16 protein-coding genes are annotated in these 17,954 nt (G+C 62.0%); 3 read left to right on the top strand and 13 right to left on the bottom strand.

What is annotated here, in order from left to right; translation table 11 throughout:
• Positions 1-6: 6 nt before the first annotated feature.
• A complete protein-coding gene (locus P9L99_10685; GenBank protein ID MDP8223815.1) occupies positions 7-1,599 on the bottom strand; it encodes a hypothetical protein in 1,593 nt (530 codons plus the stop codon).
• A 387-nt stretch (positions 1,600-1,986) separates the two neighbouring features.
• On the opposite strand from P9L99_10685, the gene P9L99_10680 reads away from it, so the two are divergent.
• Positions 1,987-2,574 (top strand): hypothetical protein, encoded by a 588-nt coding sequence (locus tag P9L99_10680; protein MDP8223814.1) that lies wholly within the window; start codon positions 1,987-1,989, stop codon positions 2,572-2,574.
• A 97-nt stretch (positions 2,575-2,671) separates the two neighbouring features.
• Here P9L99_10680 and P9L99_10675 read toward each other — a convergent pair whose 3' ends face one another.
• From P9L99_10675 to P9L99_10635, 9 genes are all read right to left on the bottom strand, one after another.
• Entirely contained in the window at positions 2,672-3,640 is a 969-nt protein-coding gene (locus tag P9L99_10675) for an alpha/beta fold hydrolase (GenBank protein MDP8223813.1), read from the bottom strand.
• 46 nt (positions 3,641-3,686) lie between these two features.
• Positions 3,687-7,172: an alpha-amylase family glycosyl hydrolase gene (locus P9L99_10670; protein ID MDP8223812.1), complete on the bottom strand. Its 3,486-nt coding sequence runs from the start codon at positions 7,170-7,172 to the stop codon at positions 3,687-3,689.
• A 114-nt stretch (positions 7,173-7,286) separates the two neighbouring features.
• Positions 7,287-8,855: a metallophosphoesterase gene (locus P9L99_10665; GenBank protein MDP8223811.1), complete on the bottom strand. Its 1,569-nt coding sequence runs from the start codon at positions 8,853-8,855 to the stop codon at positions 7,287-7,289.
• Positions 8,852-9,358, bottom strand: coding sequence for a TlpA disulfide reductase family protein (locus P9L99_10660; protein MDP8223810.1), 507 nt, complete (start codon positions 9,356-9,358; stop codon positions 8,852-8,854). Before P9L99_10660 ends, P9L99_10665 begins: the two co-directional genes overlap by 4 nt.
• Entirely contained in the window at positions 9,339-9,521 is a 183-nt protein-coding gene (locus tag P9L99_10655) for a hypothetical protein (GenBank protein MDP8223809.1), read from the bottom strand. Before P9L99_10655 ends, P9L99_10660 begins: the two co-directional genes overlap by 20 nt.
• Before the next feature lie 9 nt (positions 9,522-9,530).
• The gene (locus P9L99_10650; GenBank protein MDP8223808.1) at positions 9,531-11,336 is read right to left on the bottom strand and encodes a tetratricopeptide repeat protein; all 1,806 of its coding nucleotides are present in this window, start codon (positions 11,334-11,336) and stop codon (positions 9,531-9,533) included.
• A gap of 6 nt (positions 11,337-11,342) precedes the next feature.
• Positions 11,343-12,224 carry a hypothetical protein gene (locus P9L99_10645; protein ID MDP8223807.1) on the bottom strand — a complete coding sequence of 294 codons (882 nt, stop codon included), beginning with the start codon at positions 12,222-12,224 and terminating at the stop codon, positions 11,343-11,345.
• Positions 12,225-12,303: 79 nt separating this feature from the next.
• Positions 12,304-13,491 carry an SPASM domain-containing protein gene (locus tag P9L99_10640; protein ID MDP8223806.1) on the bottom strand — a complete coding sequence of 396 codons (1,188 nt, stop codon included), beginning with the start codon at positions 13,489-13,491 and terminating at the stop codon, positions 12,304-12,306.
• Positions 13,478-13,654: a hypothetical protein gene (locus P9L99_10635; protein MDP8223805.1), complete on the bottom strand. Its 177-nt coding sequence runs from the start codon at positions 13,652-13,654 to the stop codon at positions 13,478-13,480. Before P9L99_10635 ends, P9L99_10640 begins: the two co-directional genes overlap by 14 nt.
• 186 nt (positions 13,655-13,840) lie before the next feature.
• On the opposite strand from P9L99_10635, the gene P9L99_10630 reads away from it, so the two are divergent.
• Positions 13,841-14,458 (top strand): thioredoxin family protein, encoded by a 618-nt coding sequence (locus tag P9L99_10630; protein ID MDP8223804.1) that lies wholly within the window; start codon positions 13,841-13,843, stop codon positions 14,456-14,458.
• Between the two features lie 25 nt (positions 14,459-14,483).
• On the opposite strand, the gene P9L99_10625 is transcribed toward P9L99_10630, so the two are convergent.
• The 3 genes from P9L99_10625 to P9L99_10615 form a co-directional block, all read right to left on the bottom strand.
• Positions 14,484-15,083 (bottom strand): VTT domain-containing protein, encoded by a 600-nt coding sequence (locus tag P9L99_10625; GenBank protein MDP8223803.1) that lies wholly within the window; start codon positions 15,081-15,083, stop codon positions 14,484-14,486.
• Positions 15,084-15,130: 47 nt separating this feature from the next.
• Positions 15,131-16,276, bottom strand: a complete 1,146-nt coding sequence (locus P9L99_10620) for an iron-containing alcohol dehydrogenase (protein MDP8223802.1) — start codon at positions 16,274-16,276, stop codon at positions 15,131-15,133.
• 93 nt (positions 16,277-16,369) lie between these two features.
• Positions 16,370-16,921 (bottom strand): hypothetical protein, encoded by a 552-nt coding sequence (locus P9L99_10615; protein ID MDP8223801.1) that lies wholly within the window; start codon positions 16,919-16,921, stop codon positions 16,370-16,372.
• 498 nt (positions 16,922-17,419) lie between these two features.
• On the opposite strand from P9L99_10615, the gene P9L99_10610 reads away from it, so the two are divergent.
• A partial coding sequence (locus P9L99_10610) for a hypothetical protein (protein MDP8223800.1) occupies positions 17,420-17,954 on the top strand: 535 nt, incomplete at its 3' end.

Here is a 17,954-nt window from a genome sequence, read left to right as displayed (position 1 = left end):
GAAGCCTTACTTACCCGATGCTGTCGGTTTTTCGGCCTTGTAGACGTTCACGTAAACCGGAATTCCTTGGACTTGGGAAGCCAAGCGCCCCGGGTACATGCGCTGCCGGGTTTCGATCGTGCGCCAGGCGCGCCACTGTAGGCGCACTTCCTCCAGTTTGCGGATCAACAGATCGGTTTTTTGTTGCATCACCCCGTAGACCAGCGGCGATGTTTGGATGCGTCGCAGGTCCGCGACGGGCCAATCCCATTTGGGCGTGTTGCGCATGACAAGCAGGAAATCTGCCTCGTGCAAATGGCGGGCTGCCAGGTCGAAAAATTTGTAGCTCCGTACATTATCCAATTGGTACACGGTGGCGTGCGGGCGCAAGCTGCGGATCACGAATCTTGCATAGTGCCCCGGGAAGCGGGGCAGTTGATCGAAAGGACGAAACGAAACCACGCGTAAGTCTTTCTCATGCGGCAGGGTTTCATCCAGGCTGTGCAGAAAGGTGTCGTAGTTTTCGAGAACTCGAATGCGCGGCGCGTATTGTGTTCTGGTGCAGTACTTGCTTGTCACGATGCCGGCGACGGTCAGCAGGTTGGCCAGCGATGCCGAAACAATTACTAAAACCAGCGCCGCGTTTACCCATTGGCGTTTCCGCGTGACCGTGATCGCCGCCGCCGCGAGTACGGCCAGGGCGCCGAGATTCGCCAACGCGAATCGGTGCATGCTTTCCGGTTTGTAGAAAAACAACAGCAAGGAAGGGAGAAAGAAAGCGGTGATCGTCGCCGCGTGGCGGCAACCTTTGCGATAGATGAACAGCGGCACGGCCGCCGCGATCAGTACCAGCAATACCGGGCCAAAGGTTTGATAAACCAATTCGAGTGTATGGTGACCCAACAAATCGTGGAAGGGCTCGTCGCGGCCCGGGGACAAATGCGACGTCCATCGCTGCCACAAATTCAACAGGCAAAGCCCACCTCGCAATAACGTCACTGCCGCCAGTGCGAGTAAGGCCGACAAAAAATTGAGCACGCGGACTCCGGTGGGGCATGCGTCGCGGTCGCGCGGTTGCAGGAGGCCGAACGAGAAACAGGCCACCATCGCGGGCCCAATGCAAAATGGAGCGCTGATCTTCGCCCAGATCGCCAGCCCGGCCACGACGCCGAACATCACCGACCACACGCTGCGCGAAAAGCGGCGGGTTTGCAGCAGCAGCACCAGTGACAACAGCGTCATGGCGGCGACCGAAAGGTCGAGGTTGAACACCAGGCTGTGACCGTAAACCGCCGGAAGAAGCCCGCCGATGGCCGCCGCGATCGCGCCGGTCCACGCAGAACCGGTTTGCCAACCCAGCAGCGCCAGACAGACCACGAAGAGAATATAGAAGAAAGTGCCGGTGATCGCGTAGGAGGTAAATGAGGGGCCGAAAACCCGCGCTGACATGGCGGCGGCGTTCATCAGTAAAATGCCGTTCGGATCGTCGAAATTGTCGGTCGGCAGGAACTCGGTTACGCCGGTTCCCCGCAGATAGATGTTTTGGGCGACCTCCAGGTAGCGTTCGGAATTCGAACCGCTGTGATACAACCCCGCCGACTCGATAAACGTGTAGTTCATCACCGCCGCCGCAATAGCAAACAATGCTACGACTAGCGTCAGTGCGAAGAATCCGATTCGTGCGTCTCGCTGATTTACAGGATCCAATCAACAACTCTTGGGATCGAATGGATATGGCTTTCGAATTACTCCTAGATGTCAAAACGCGTATGTGTGGGGTGGTTGCGTGCATTATATCCACATAAATCGGCTCGGGGATCAAGCCCCTTGCCGGCGATCTCAATCTTCCGGCGCGATTCGCGGCGTTGTTCAGGCGAAGGCTTCCCGCACCGGGTGAGGGCCGCATGTCGTGCTGGATTTCAATAAGGGCCGGCATGCTTCCTGAGCCGTAAAAAAAATAAACAATCCATTTCGCCACGCGTATAATACCGGGCCATGAAAGCGTTCATGAAATCCAGAAGGCGCGTCGTGATCGTCATCTTTGCCGTGCTCGTGACGGCGGCGTTGGTGGTGTGGCTCGTCGTGGGGTTGCGATCCTCGCCTCCCGAACCGAAACCACAACCGAAAATCGCGGATTCCCGGCCGGCTCGCGAAAAACCGGCGCCCCGGCAGCGGCCGCCGGCCCCACGAGGCGACACCACGCCCGCGGCCAAAGGTACGATGCCCGAAACGCCGGAGGAGGCGATCAACCAGTATGTCGGCGTGATCATGGAAACGTGCGCCGAGGTGCATCGCGACTGCTTCAAAATGGATGAAAACGAGGCGCACAATTACTGCCACCTCGTCTACCCGACCCAGGCGCGACTGAAAGATCCCTGCGATATCTTCGGCGTGACGATGTTCCTGCAATGCGTCAAGCAAACCATCGACTGCGACACCTACAATTTCCACAAAAAGAACAAGCCCGACGACGACCCCTACCGCGTCTGCCAGACGCAGGTGCATTCGGCCTTCATGGAGCAGTGCAAGGCCGCCATGGCGCAAAACCCCGACGCCATGCCCTTCATGCCCTTCGGCAAAATGCCCCGCGATTAACCCGCGAGGGCGCCCGCCCGGGGGAAAATACTCACGAAATGTTTTGTAGAGGTTTCCGGTCGAAGCTCGATTTCCATTGTCGCCGGCCCTGTTATGCTCAGCCCTGGTGCGCCAGCAGCCATTCGGCCAGCGGTTGGAAAACGAGATCCTGCGCGTAGCGCGAAATGTACATATCCGCGTGCGCCATGGGAATTTCGTCGGTGCCGGCAATCAGCGTGTCCTTCACCGTCGATGAGGCCAACTCGAGCGCCGAAAACGCGGTGGCCATCGGCACGACACCGTCGGCGTTGGCCTGAATGCACAGCAGCGGATTGGTGATCTCGCGGAACGCCTCGCTGATATTGATCCCGTCGATGAGCAAATCCTTGCGACCGACCCATTCGGCGATCTCCCGGTTGAGCAACGGGTTGGGGTCCTCGATGGTTTTGACCAATTCGCCCGCTTGCGAGATATCGACGATTTCCGGATGCAGGTAGATGTGCAGCAGCCCCGGAATCTTGGCCGCCAGCGGCAGCGCAATGCGGCACAGCAGGCGCGTACCGCGCATGTTAATTTTGCCCAAGAGCTCCGGCGAACAAAAAGCAAGTCGCAGGGCGGGGTGGACTTTCTCCCACCGCAACGGCGCGCCCAAGGCCACGATGTTACCCAGCGGGTTGGGCTTATTGAGCACGGCGTACGCAAACACGTAGGTGCCGCCGAGGCTGCAACCGAGAATATCAATCGTGCGGCGTCGGCTTTGGGTCGTCTCGACGATGTGTCCGAGGATCGCCGGCAGGTCGACGCGGGCCACGTCGCGAATGCCGTACAGCCGCCCGCCGTTTTCGCTGAACGTGAAATCCTGGCCCCGCAGGTTCATCGTCCAGACTTCAAAACCGGCCGCCGTGAGGTACTCTTCCATCGACTGGCCGCCCGGGTGGAAGCCGATGATGAAAGAGTTCATGCCGTAGCCGGGGACAGCGGCCACGGGACGCAGTTTCGGGTTGAAGTGCTCGGGGTCGATCGATCGCTTGGCAAACAAACGCCAGCCGGCGCCGTTGGATACGTTGTACTTTCTGCTTTCCAGCACGGTGTGCTCCACAGTGTTTCGTTCCGGGATCTATTGGCGGATAGTATTACAGCAACTCGAGTGTTTTCGCGACCTGATAGCCGCCGGTCTCCGCGGCAGCCAGGATTTTATCCGCCGCGTCCGTGGCTTTTGCCAGGCCCTCGGCCGTCAACTCGTCACGGGCGGCGCGGTCGATGACATACGCCAGCAAGACGGCGTCAACCAAGCGTTCCAAGGGCTCTTTACCGATGTATTCATGACCCTCGTGCTCGTTGATCGCCAGCAGGTCGCGCACGCGGGCGTCAGCCAACGCTCGTTCGATCGCCGCGGCGGGAGGCTCACTTTGCGCTTCCAGGAAGTCGCCGTGCGCCAGCAGAAAACGCACGAGCAGGCCGTCGATGCGCCCCTGCTGTTCGTCCTGCCGGTAACCCATCAGCGTGTCGGTAAACACCTTGCCCAAAAGCCACTCATCGAGACGGTTCGCGCTCAACAAGGGTGCCGGCGTGGTTTCGCGCGGTCCCCGGAAACGGCCGGTCCGGCGGGCGATCAACCAGGCGATAAGCACCGGTTGCAGCGGCTTTTCGGCGGAGGTGAGCTTGGCGACCAGCTTACCCGCCGCAGCTTTGTCGATGCCGGCCTTTTGCAGCGTCGCGGCCGGGTCGATTACGACGGCGGTTTCCTCGGCGACTTGGGCGGCCGGGGGCTCGGGCGGGGCGTCGCTGCGGGCGAAGGAAGCGACGGCGGCGAAAAAGCCCTGCAGGTGTTGCCGGAATTGGGCGTCGGCTTGCGGGGCGCGGGCCAGAAGTGCGCGTACCGTGTCACCGTGGAACAGGGCGCGGCACGGGCCGAGCACCGGGTCGAGTTCCATCTCGCGGCGCGCTTCGGTCAAGTTCGGCACACCACGTTCGCCCAAGCGTCCGGCCAACGCGGCCCAGGAACCGTCGGTGTCGCGGATTTCGTGGAAGTCGATCAACGCCTGGTACTGGTACCCGCCAAGTTCGGCGCGCAATCCTTCGGCGGCCAACGCGCGCCCGTGCCGCAGGAACTGCAACCCCGTTCGGTGCTCGGTGTAGGCGTAGTAGACGTCTTCGTCGGTGTTGAGCGCCAGCGCTTCGGCCAGGCTGCGCCGCACGATGTTCGGCTGTTCGCTGGAACCGATGTTGACGGCCGTCGACATCGTAATGCGGCCGGAGGTGGCCTCGTAGGCGTTGTTGAAAAGGATGATGGCGCGTTCGTTGTCGGCGCGATTGGTGTGGGCAAAGACGTTTTCGTCCACCCAGCCCGCGTCGGTGACGAAATCGAAAAGAGCGAAGTTCGCGGCGCCGCTAAACAGCTTGCGGCGGCGCATCAGCGGGAAGATTTCCCGTTCGTGCCGCCCCACCAGGTGCTCGCTGGGCGTTTCGTCCCAATACGCGCGGCGGTATTCCATACCGTATTTTTCGGTGAAGCCTTCGACCTGGCCGTGTCCGAACATCGGCAGCCCGGGCATCGTGACCATCAGGACGGCCACGCCGAAGTACTTGTCGCCGTCGCCGAATTGCGCGATGGCGGTGTCTTCGTCCGGATTGTTCATGAAGTTCACGAAGCGCTTGATCACCTCGGGGCTGAACTCGAGGACGTTCTTCACCGTCTGCCGGTACTTGGCGTTGTCCTCCATCTTCAGCATGTTCATAAAGGCGCTGTTGTAGACGCGGTGCATGCCCAGCGTGCGTACGAAGTAGCCTTCCATGAGCCAAAACGCCTCGGCCAGCAACAGCGTGTCGGGCGCTTCGGCCTTCACCCGATCGACAACCTCCCGCCAAAACTCCTTGGGAAACACGGTGTCGAATTGTTCTCGTGTCATGCCGTGCTCGGCCCGCGAGGGAATCGCGCCGCCTTCGCCCGGAGTGGGAAACCAAAGACGCTGGAAATGCTTTTTAGCCAGGGTCATGGCCGCGTCGAAGCGAATGATCGAAAATTTCCGGGCGACATGCAGCACGGTTTGGATCACCGCTTCGCGCACCTCGGGCAGTAGGAAATTAAGCTGCGCCGTGTCGTTCCACGGCATGTTGGTGCCGTCGTTGCCATGATAGATGTAACGCGCATCGCCGGTCTCGTGGTCCACCCGCTTGAACACCACGGCGGCGTCGCTGCGACTCCAATATCCGTCTTCCAAAAACAGGCCGAGACCGGGATTACCCGAAAGATCGCCGCCCGTAAAAGCGTAGGCCGGAAAAGGCGGAAAGGCCGATTGGACGAACCAGTCCGGGTGCTCGACGATCCACTTCGAGTAGAGCCCCACGTGGTTGGGCACCATGTCGCTGGCCAAGCGGATGCCGCGGCGCGCGGCGCGTTCGCGCAAGTTTTCATAGGCCGCCTCGCCACCCAGGTCCTCGGCGATGACGTAGTCGTAGAGGGAATAAGCCGAGGCCACGGCTTCGGGGTTGCCCGTCCAGTTCTTGATTTGCCGCGAGGCGGGCGAGCGTTCCCAGAGGCCGATCAGCCACAAACCGGTAAAACCCCAGCGTGCCAGGCGGTCGAGTTCCTCATCGGGGATATCGGCCAGCGTGTGAATGTCGCGTCCGTACCACTTGGTAAGTTGGTCGAGCCATACGTAGGTGGACTTGGCCAGCAGCACGACGTTGGACATCCAGTCGGCGTCTTCACTGAACGCGGCGGGCTCGTAGGTGTCGTCGCGGGCGCCGTACGCATCCGCCCCGAACTCCAGCACGCGCCGTTCGGGCGGCCCGAAACCGCGGCGCATTTCTTCTTCGCGCAGGATGTTGATCGCCACGGCGATGCGTTGGCGCAGGAAGCTGGGCAGCAGGTTTCCCCATGTTTCCTTCATGAAATCGAGTTGGCCTTCCAGCGAATCGGGCGCGGCGCGCATGGGGGCGCGCAATGCTTCAAAGAACGTGGCGTCGATTCGATCGACGGGCTGCTGGCGTTTGAACCAGCGCTCCATTTCCTCGACGAAAGGAATGTAAGGCGCGGCTTTTTTCAGTTCCTCGTCGTCGAAGAGTTCGCGGAATTGTTGGAACGCCGGATTATTCGCCGCCAACCACAGCAGAATCATTTCCACCGCGACGATCTCGCGGGCCGGCACGTCGATTTCGACCGCCGCCGGCGCTTCACCGGGAAGGTACTCGTCTTCCGGCAAGCGTCCCCGGGCGACGTTCTGCGGCGGGAAAAGGCTCACGAAAGCGGTGGGCGGCTTCTCGGCCAGGATCGCGCCGCGTCGGGTCAGGGCTTCCGTGAGACCGCGCGCCAACACGCCGGGCAGTTGGTCGTGGCAATACAAATGGGCGACGAAACGCAGGATGTCTTGGATCAGCGCGATCGTCGTCAATTGGCCGGCATGAACCGCGGGTAGGTTGTACGTGGAGCGCAAGCGCTCTTGGTTAATGCGCAGCGCCAGCTTTCGCAGACGCAGGATATCATCGACGACGGTCCATTCGCCGTCCTCATCGAGCAACTCGGCGACGTCGTACTGCGCCCAAGCCTGTCGCGACAGGTGAAAGCCGAAGGGAAAATACGCGCGTAAACTGGTTTCCACGTCCAAAGTCGCCCTCACAATCCTTCGCCCCCGGCGGGACAACGATCGTATCTTACCGCTATGGAATCAGTACGAAAACAGATAAAGGACCGCCCCCGCGATCCGGTCAAAATATAGGTCGCAACCGCGACATTACAAATCTTTTTGCCGATCCGGCGCCGTTTTTCGAGCCGCGGCCCGTCGCCAACGCCAAGCTGCCGCCGCCAACACCGCCAAGCCGAGCAACGCCGCCGCCAGCGCCAAAACACGCCCGATACCGGCCCCCGGCGGTTGTTGCTGCGCCGCCGCTTCTCTCAACGCCGTCTCCAAGGGCAAAGGCGTGGTGACTTTCGCCGACTCCCGCACGACACGGTCGCCCACCACATAGGTCGGCAGAGGGCCGTCCGGATTCGCCAACGCGGTCAGGCGGGCGCGGTTGTCCGGCGCGTCCACCGAGCGGTACGTCGCCACGATTGTCACTCCGGTCGCGACCGCAGCTTGCTGCAAGGCTTCGGAAGCGTTTTGCCGCGACTGGTCGCCGGGGCGGAAATAAACTGTGACCGGCACAGCGATCGTGCCGCCCGCGTATTGCTCGACGAACACGGCCGATTCCCGTCCCGGCAGCTCGGGCGTGAAACCGGCGAGCGACACGGCATAAAACTCTTGCCCGTGTGAGTCGACCGCCCTGATGCGCGCCCCGAAACCGCCGGTCTCCAAGACGATGAAGTGATGAACCGGGCTGAAAAAGCGAAAGACACCCGCTCGCGCCGGCCGGGCGTCGAGCAGCGCACCGCCGCCGCCGTTGGTGAAGTAATGCACATCCCCGCGCACCGCGTGCGAGAAATAGTGCGCGCCCGAAAACACGGCGGTAACGTCGTAGCTTTCGAGAATCGGCATGAAGACTTCGCGCAGCGCGTCGGGAGTACGGCCCGCCGGATCGATCGGCGGTTCGTGGATGACGACGAAAAGAAAACGGGCGCCGCGCTCGCGGGCGGCAGCCAGGTCGGCGCGCAACCATTGCGCCTGAGCGCCGGTCGCGGCCACGGCGCTTTGGTCCTGGCGGGCCGTGTCGCGCAAGTCGGTGACCACAAAATGGGCGTCGCCGCGGTCGAAGGAATACCACGGCGCCTGGTCGAAGAAGGGAAACCAGCGCCGCGCCAACTCGGGCGGGGAATCGCTGCGGCCGACGGCCGGATAGAGCGGCGTGCCGCTCAGGATATCGCCCTCGATGAGGAAGAAGTTGCGCCACAACTCGTCTTTATCGGCACGTTCGACGAAATCGCCGGTGTGGATGATCGCGTCGGGAACGGTGGTTTCGCGCAACGCCTTGACGACCTGCGCGTGGGCGAGGTCGAAGCTATCGTCGCCGCTGCGCGTGTCGCCGTAGATGGCAAAGGTCTGCACGGCGGTCGCCTCGGTCAAAAAGGATGCGGGCTCCTCGAGCACCATGTGCCCGTTAACCATCGCCATGTAGCGGTACGTGCGGTCGGGCACTAAGCCCGTAAAGCGCAGGCACACGGGACCGCGGCGTTCCTGCGCGACGGAGAGGTTCTGATTGGAGTTGAGAAGGCTGACTTCCACCGTGTCGCCGGTTTCAGCCTGCAAACAGACTGCCGCCGTGTCCGGCCCGAGAACCTGCAGGTAAGGGCCGAATTGCCACGCCGCCGCTGTGGGCCCGGCCGAGGCGACGAGGAAAAGCAACAGAAGCGCCGTGCGTTTCATCGGCTTTCACCGGCGAGCTTCGTCAATTGCGCGGCCAGCAGGCTTGCTTCGATTTGGCCGATCGGGCCGTACTGCGAACGGATCAAGCCCTCGCGATCGATCACGAAGGTCACCGGCAACTCCGCCACCCCGTAAGCGGCCATGATCTTTTGGCCGTCGTCGAGCAGCATGGGGTAGGGGATGTCCAACCCATCGACCAAGACGCGCAGCTTGCCTTTGTTTTCCGGATCGACGGCGACGCAAAGGATTTGCGCCCGGCCGGAAAGTTTTTTGTGCAGGTCGATGAGCAGCGGGATTTCCTCGCGGCAGGGTAGGCACCACGTGGCGAAGAAGGTCAACACGAGCGGCTGGGCGAGTTCGGCGTTGAGATAGTGAGTGCGGCCGGTGAGGTCTTCGGCGCGGAAATCCGGCGCCGTACGCCCGGCTTCGAGCGGCCCGCCGCCGCGGGTGCAGCCCGCCACGGTCAGCAACAACAGCGCGAGGCTAATTCGACGCAGCGTCATCGGTACGCCGTCGCTTGAGCCAAAGCCGTAGAGCGGCATCGAGCACGTTGACCAACACCGTTACCGCCGCGGCCGAAAACAGCAGCAGCGACACGTCGGTGCCGATGGAACTGGAGTTGGGGTTGACGCCCCACTTGATGCGCAGGATTTTTCCTCTTCTCATTTCCTATCCTCAAAGGCCAAAAATGTAGAGCGCGTGGAATCGATAACACACGAGATACCACGCCGCCACCGACGCGCTCAGGGCGTGCAACACCACCAGCGCCGCGCAATCCCAACGGCGGGCCAGCGCTCGATTCCACACGAACACCAACGCCATCGACACGGCAAGCGCGGCCAGCGTGCCCAGCATCGCTTGGGCTCGATCGTATTGTAACGCGAAATAACCGCCGCCCACCAACGCGTACGCGGCCAGCACTATCGCCCCCGCCCGCCAGTCGCCGGCGCGCGGTACGGTTTTGCGAACAAGCGAAAGCAACAGCCAGACGCCGAGGATCGCCCACGCCGTCCATCGCGCGATTTCGCGACCGACGTTGCGACCCGCCTTGCGCAGCTTGTCCTGTAACGAGATGTGATACTTGGGCGGCACCGTCTCCAAAGCCCGCTCGTAAGCGGCGATGGCGGCACGGTTCTGGTTGGCGCGGTAATGAATGTCCCCCAGGGCGATGGCCGCCAGGGCCGCGCTTTCGCTTTGCGGATAGCGTTCCATCAATTGTTGGAAATAGCCGACCGCGCGGCGCGGCTGGTCGGTTTGCAGTAGGTTGCCCAGCCAAAATAAGGCGTCTTCTCCGACCGCGGCGTGCGGGAAATCGGCGAGCATCGCCTCCACCTTTTCCACGGCCGGGTCGGGATCCTCGCGCACCAACTCCGCCTTGGCGCGTTCGAAAGACTCCAGCGGCTGAAAGTCAAAATCGTCGCGGGACCGCAGGTAGTTCCCCCGGTACCAGGCCAGCGGCACCCGGCGGCTGTCCGAGTACCGCGCGAGAAAGGTGTCGTAAGCGAGCAGGGCGTCGGCGAACCGGAAGAGCTTTTCGTCCAAGATGCGCGCGACGGTGAAGAAAGCGTCTTCCACCTGATGCTCGTTTTGATTGTCGCGGATGAAATTCTGGTACCACGCGATGCTCTCTTCGTAACGTCCGGCTTCCAACAGGCGGTCGCAATACAGGCAGCTTTTGCGGCTGTCGGGCGGCGCGGGCACGATCACCCGGCGCACGCGATCGTCACCTTCCGCGCCCGCCTGGGCGATCTCGAACGCGTCGATTTCCAACCACGCGTCTTGCGAAGCGGGCCACTGGACACGACGCTCGGCGGTCAATGCGCCGCGCGGGCTCAGCACGACAGGCGTTTGCTCGCCGGGCGCGTCCTGGGGCAAGCGAGGCACGACGACCAGGCGGCGGGTGTCGGCATCGGGCGGCAGAGCGGCTGCGGCGGCGCTTGGCGTATCCACGACGATGATGCGGGCGTCGCCGAATGACACCGGATGAGCTTGCGGACCTCGGATCGTGAGAATCGAAGCCGGGTGTTGCGCCAAGACACCGGAACATTCACCGAACACCACGACGACATCCGGTGCGGGCGTCGGCAGCGGCGCGGCGGGGCCGCAGGCCGGGGAGGCCGCGTCCAGCACGACCAAATCGAAGGCGCCGCCGCGACCGGCGGCCGAGCGAAATCGGAAAGTCGGGCCGCCTTCGCCGAAGCGATAGGCGTAGCGGGTCGAGGGCTTGAGGCCCGTCAGGTTGATGCGGTGCGACGTACCGGCGTCGGTTTCGGAGACCGAGCGATCGAACAAAGTGCCCTCGCCATACGCGATGTCGTAACGGCCGGGCGTGGCGGACTCCCAGGCAACCGTCGCGCTGAAGGGGCCGACGGCTTCCAGGCGGACGTCGGTGACGCTCGGTTCGCCGCCGCATGCGTTAAGGAGTACCGCCAACAGCAAGGCGGGAATCCACGAAACGATTTTAGCCCGCGCCGATCTCACGCCGAATCACCCTCCGAACAGCGTCGGGTTGATGCCGCTCAACTCGAGCAAATAGTCGTTGCGCAGAATCGTGCGGACCAAGCCGACATCGACATCGGCGGGGTCGCCGGCCAACTGTGCCGAGACCGTGGCTGCGCCTTTTTTGTTTCGTTGCTGGTGGTCGGGTTGCAGGCTTTGGTAGTAGATGCGCGCCTCGACGATCTTCTCGGCGGCTTTCCCTTCGTCCGTGCCGCGGGCGTCGCTCAAACCCTTAAGCTCGTACAGAACCGAAAGCAGCAGCATCCGGTCGGCAAAATCGGCGACGTTCCCGGCGGCTTCGCTGACGCGTGCGGCGGCGTTGTCATTAACCGCAGCGAACAACTCCACCAACCCGCGCTGAAACGCATCGGGGAAATCTCGGCCCTTACCGACCCACTGGCTGCGGCGGTCGGCCACCGAGTCGACGGCCCAGGAGGCGGCCACGACGCGGGTATAAGCTGCGCGGTCGGAGCCGTCGTTTTGAAGGTCCTGTAGGCTGCGTAGGAAGGTCAGAATAAACGCCCGCTGAATCGATTTCTCGGCGGTCTGGCCGTTGACGGCGGGGTCATCGCCCGCCAATCCGGCTTGCATGGCGGCCTCGGCCGCCGCGGCGAGCTTGGTGCCGTACCGCTGGTCGGCGGCTTTCACATAGGTCTTGAGGTGATTGTCGTAGATGTCCGTCATCTTGGCGAAATCGATCGGCGGATTGCGCCGCGCGGTCACCAGCGCCGTGTAGTGTTCGACCTCGGCGGAAGGGCCGAGCTTTTCGACCACGGCGGTCGCGGGCATGTCTTCCTTTTTCGCACGCTGACAGGCGACGGCCGCAAACAGCACGCACAGAAGAATAACGAGTATGCGACGAGGGAGCATCGTCAACCTCCAACCTTCATTCGCAGCGATAATACACGCTGCCGCGGCGCTGTTCGAGGGGTGAAACGCCGCGCTCGCCTTAGTCGTCGCGCCCCTGTTCGGCCCGCACGATCGGGCAACCCGGATCGGGCGCGTCCATCGTGCCGTGTACGGCCAGGGCCACGGCATGGCAGCCGCCGCGGCAGAGGTCGAGGTAGTCGCAGGAGCGGCAGGGCTCCGGGGCGTTGTCGGCCCAGGTGCGAAAGAGTCGAAAGGCTTCCGGCTTGTCCCACCAGGAACGCAACTCGTCGGCGGGCCACGCTTCGACCGGCGCGAAGGAGCAGGCGTTGACGGCGCCGTCGGGTCGCACACCCACGAGCATGTCGCCGCCGTAGCAGCCGGCGACGGTAAAGCGTTCGGCGCGCTCGCGGTCGGGCCGGTGCGCGAAAAGCATCGGCATAAACGAGCAATCCAGGCGCAGGTTCACGCGGTATTTCTTCTGCAGGGCGACGATGCGCGGGTAGAAGTCGGCCGCTTGCGCGGGCGTGAGGTCCATCTCGGTGAAGGTGGCGATGCCGCGCCCGGCGGGTTTGAAGCGCAGGAATTCGATCTGCCCGGCGCGCTTTTTACGGGCGTAGCGCACGATGTCTTCCAGGTCGTCGAAATTGAGACGGGAGACAACGGTGTTGATGCCGAACGAGCAGCGGGCGCGTCGCAGCAGCGTCAAAGCGCGATCGGCCCGCGCAAAGCCGTCCACGCCCCGCACCGCCTGATACCGGTCGCCCACGCCGTCGATACTCACGTTGATTTGGCCGAAGACCCGGCATTGGCGGGCGCTTTCGGGCGTGACCAGGTAGCCGTTGGTCGTCAAATTCGGCACCAGGCCGAGACGGCGGGCGTCCGCGGCGATGTCGAACAGCCAGGGCAGTTCCATGCTTTCGCCCCCGCCCATGGCCACGTGAAATACCCGCGCGGCGGCCAGTTCCTCGATGATGCGCCGATGGCCTTCGTAGCCGATTTCGCCCGCGGCTTCTTCCTGTCGGGAACCGGCGGCGTAGGAATCGGTGTAGCAGCCGGGGCAGCCGGCGCTGCAGCGGTTGGTCAGCGACAAATGCACTTCGGTTGGGGCAGAAAGGTAACTCGCCGGGGCGTCCCACAGCGGGGAATCGGCGTAGCCCAGCGAGCGCATGAAGTCCCGATCGACCCACACCAGTGCCGGTGGGTGTTTCAGGTGAACGATGCCCCCGAAGGATTCGTATCGGTAGCGAATGACGTCAGTTTTGCGCATTCGGCCTGCGGCGTACCAGGCGGATCAACGTCGTGATCCAAAAGGTAAGGATCATCGCGCCGGTCGAGCCGAGCACCAGGTAGATGATGTCCGTGCCGATGGAACTGGAATTCGGGTTGACGCCGAGCTTCATTTTCAGGATGCGGCCGCGTTTGGTTTTCATACCGCGAATTATACGGGAATTACGCGCGCCTGAAAATCCATTATGTAATTGAAATTAGGGCGCAAGTGGCATGCCGGAAACCGCCCCGGCCGGCCGATTTTTTTTCCCGCAACAAAAGGTGTAAGGCAAGCGAAACTAAATCGCACTAACCGGGCAGCAGATAAAACAACAAACGGGAAGAAAAAAATGAAGAAGGTTTTTTGGAACGCAATGTTCATCGTGGCGGCCGCGGCCGTAACGCTGCTGGCGTGGAACCTGCAACCGCGAACAGCTCACGCCGGGGAAGATGCCGCCAAGGTCGGCGCGTCGGCGCCGGATTTTACGCTGCCGGATCAAAACGGCAAGGCGCACAAACTCAGTGACTACCAGGGCAAGATCGTCGTGCTGGAGTGGACGAACGCCGACTGCCCCTTCGTCAAGCGGCATTACAAGGCCGATACCATGGAGAAGCTGGCTGCCAAATACCAGGGCAACGACGTGATTTGGCTGGCGGTCAATTCCTCGCACTTCATCAACGCCGAGGAAGCCAAAACCTGGCAGCAGAGCCAAGGTCTCGACTATCCGATTTTGCTCGACCCGGATGGGCGGGTCGGCCAAACGTATCGCGCGCGCACCACGCCGCACCTGTTTGTGGTCGATGCGAGCGGGACGCTGGTCTACGACGGCGCGATCGATGACTCGCCGCACGGCATGATGGGTCCCGACGTGAACTACGTCGCCAACGCCGTGGACTCGCTACTGGCGGGCCAGCCGGTCAGTCCTTCCAAAACGAGGCCGTACGGCTGCTCGGTCAAATACAAATAATTCGGGGACTGCAACACAGATCGACTCATCGGAAGAGTTGATCCAGTCCCCATTGCAGCAAAGCCACGTAAAGCGACACCCGCACGATGCGTATCAGCGAGACCGCGAAGAAACGGCGGAACGGCATGCCGAGCGCGCCGGCGGTCCACGAGGCCACCACGTAAGGCAGAGGAGTCAACGCGCATAGCGCCACGCCCAGGACGCCGTATTTGTCTACAACGCGGTAGGCGGTTTCGCTTTTCCCGGCAATCAGGCGCTGAAAAAAGCGGGTGTGCGACAGCCGCCGACCCAATAAATATCCCAGCGTTCCGCCCGTCAAACTACCGGTCACGCCCCAGACAATCACTTCCCAGGGAGCGATATTTCCCATCAGAGCAAAAGCCATGGCCGGGTCGGGAGGCACGGGGATGGGAAATGCGTCGGTGAGGAAAAAGGTCAACCAGACGCCCGCGCCGCCGAAGATCGCCACAAAGCCTTCGCTGATTTGCGCAAATTCGTCGCGGAAAAGAAAGGTGATGACCCCCAGCGCGCCGGCCATGACGACGATGCCGCCGATCATTTGAAGAAGGAGTCGGCGACTGGACAACGGGGCGTCCGGGGCACCTTGGCTTGCGGTTTCGGTCATGAAGACACTTCTAACTCGCGTTGCAATTTGTGTAAATCACGCGGTGGTTATAGGGCGAGTCGGAAGATTTCCTTCGCCTCGGGTTCGCCAATTTTGCGCAACTGCCCCAGCGGCCCGCGTTGCGTCGCGTTGGCAGCCAGGACGGGAATTTCATCTTCGCCGACGCCCAGGTCGCCGAGGGTGACCGGTGCGCCCCATTGGCGGTGCTTGGCCTTCATTTTCGCGACGGCCTCTTCGACCGTGGCGGCGTCCCAAACGGCTTGCGCCCAACGGGTGAACTGCGCCGGGTTTTCACTTTGCTGGAACGTGATCCAGGCCGGGAATATCACCGCGAGACCTTCGGCGTGCGCCACCTTCGGGTGGTAGGCGCTGATCGAGTGTTCGAGGCCGTGCGTGGACCAGTCCCCGCCCTTGAGCGCCATGCCCGCCACGCCGTTGAGGGCCATGGTGGCGGCCCAGGCCAGGTTGGCGCGCGAGGCGTAAGCCGCCTCGTCTTTTTGCAGGGCGTCGGTGGCGGCTATCAAAGTGGCAAGCAGCGATTCGTCGAGGCGTGTGATGCCGTCTTCGGCAGCGGTGCCGAGGAAGAAGAACTCGTGGATGTGCGACATGGCGTCCACGCAGCCGTTGACGGTTTGCCGCCACGGCAGGGAGCGCTGCACGGCCGGGTCGATGATCGACGTAACCGGAAAGAGCCGCGGGTCGACCAGGGCCCATTTCTGCTTGTTGGCCGCGTTGGTGATCACTGCGTTGGGGTTCATTTCCGTGCCGGTGGCCGAAATCGTCAGCACCGTAAACAGCGGCAACGCGTTCTTGAGGGGCTCGTATTCGGCAAAGGCGCTCCATGTGTCGGCTAGATAGAACCCGGCCGCCACGGCCTTGGTGGAGTCGATCACGCTGCCGCCGCCGACGGCGAGCAAGCCGTCGACTTTTTCCTCGCGGGCCTGCCGGATGGCGGCGTTGACGTCCTCGAGCACCGGGTTAGGCCGCACGCCCCAATACTCGGCCCACGAGACGCCCGCTTCGCGCAGGGACGTGGTGACTTGTTCGTACACGCCGTTGTTCTTGATGGAGCCGCCGCCCGCCAAAAGCAGGACACGGTGCAAGCCGCGCGCGGCAATCTCGCGCCCGATTTTCCGGATCGTATCGTTGCCGAAAATCACTTTTGTGGGGTTGTGAAAGGTAAAATTATTCATGGTCGGTCTCCTCCATGCGGCTTGTTTTCTAACGTGTAGCAAGATGCGACTGCGACGAGAAAAGTCAAGGGATTTCCGTGGGAACGATCCGGCTTAGGGAAAGCAGGGCTTGGTTTGCGCCACTTCGCGAGCCGCCAACGCGGCGCAGGGGAAATCGCGACAATTCACGTCCACTGCGTAACGTCCGGTTACGTTAACCGTCACCTGCAATTGCGCGACCTCGGCGGGAATGTCCCACGCCAGGCCGGGGTGTTTCTCGTTGGGCGGGAGTACCGGCAGGCGATCACGGGTCGTATCGACGGTAAATGCGTTGGCGGCGGGGAGCCGGCGTTGATTGTCTTCGTCCAAGCCGCAGACGCGCAATTGCCGTGAACTCAGGCAGCCGTCGGCCAGTTGCACGTGGAAGGTGTCGCCGGCCTGCAAGTCGCGCTGAAAGGAGTGCCCGAGGTTGTGTGTTTTTCCGGCGGACTGAACTTTCACGAGCGCATCGCCGGTGGGCATGGAGGGGGCGCGGGCGATCGTCGCACCGGCCGTGACCGCGCAGCCTTCCTGCACCTTTTGGCAGGCGACGAGCGCCCCGCCGATCATCATCAGCAGACAAAGCGCCGCGACAAGATTTCGCGTATGGAATCGTTCTCTAATCATCTGCGTGATTATCTCACAACCGGGGATGCGGCTCAACACCGCCGGAGCGCAAAGAGCTATTCACAGGCTTTTACGATATCGGTTGGAGTGTCGGATACGCGCCTTGAGGCTGCTGTGATTTTACGGCCCATCTGGCCGGGCGGGAAGACCGGCCGGCCAAGGTCAAGCTGTTACTTGAAATGATCCCCATGGGAAACAATATCTAAAGGGTGACTTTCTATATACTGTCCCCGGAAAACCCGCGGAAAACCCGGAAATCCCCTCCCCGGAAATCCCCAACCAATCCGTGTTGCACTTCGAAGACCGGCGTTTGCAGACACCCGGTACTTGCTGAGAGCGCCTGTTTGCTTCTCGCTATCGTTGGGCGAACGTGCGAAGGTTCTATTGCACCGAGATGATCAGCGCTCCGTCCTCTTTTTGTCTCAAGAAACCCAGTATGCGGGGAGTTGTGTTTTTGGCCAAGACGGACCGCCGAATGCGGTACAGGGCAGGAGTTTTATGCTGAAACTAGGAGTAATCGGAACATCGAAAAAGGAAAACGAGAAGCGCGTACCTCTCCATCCGGATCATTTGTCGCGTATCCCAGAGGATGTTCGCCGGCAACTGATATTCGAACAGGGCTATGGGGAACGATTTGGGATATCGGATTCAGACCTTGCGTCTCGGGTGGGCGGCACCGCAACACGTAGCGAGATCTTGGCAGACCTGGGGGTGGTTCTCCTCCCCAAGCCAGAGGTGGAAGACCTCAAGACCCTCCGAGAAGGCGGCATCCTTTGGGGGTGGCCCCATTGCGCACAGCAGCGAGCTTTGACCCAGGTGGCGATCGAGCGCAAGCAGACTCTCATTGCGTTCGAGGAGATGTTCGTCTGGGGGCCTGATGGGCACGCCGGCCGCCACACCTTCTATAAGAATAATGAGTTCGCCGGCTATTGTGGTGTGCTGCATGCTCTTCAATTGAAGGGGATCGACGGGAATTATGGCGACCAGCGCAAGACGATCATCGTCAGCTTTGGTGCGGTAAGTAGGGGGGCTA

Source organism: Candidatus Lernaella stagnicola (assembly GCA_030765525.1).
GTDB classification, from domain to species: Bacteria; Lernaellota; Lernaellaia; order Lernaellales; family Lernaellaceae; genus Lernaella; species Lernaella stagnicola.
Note: the sequence above shows the minus strand (reverse complement) of the source record. Positions and strands in the feature narration are given on the sequence as shown.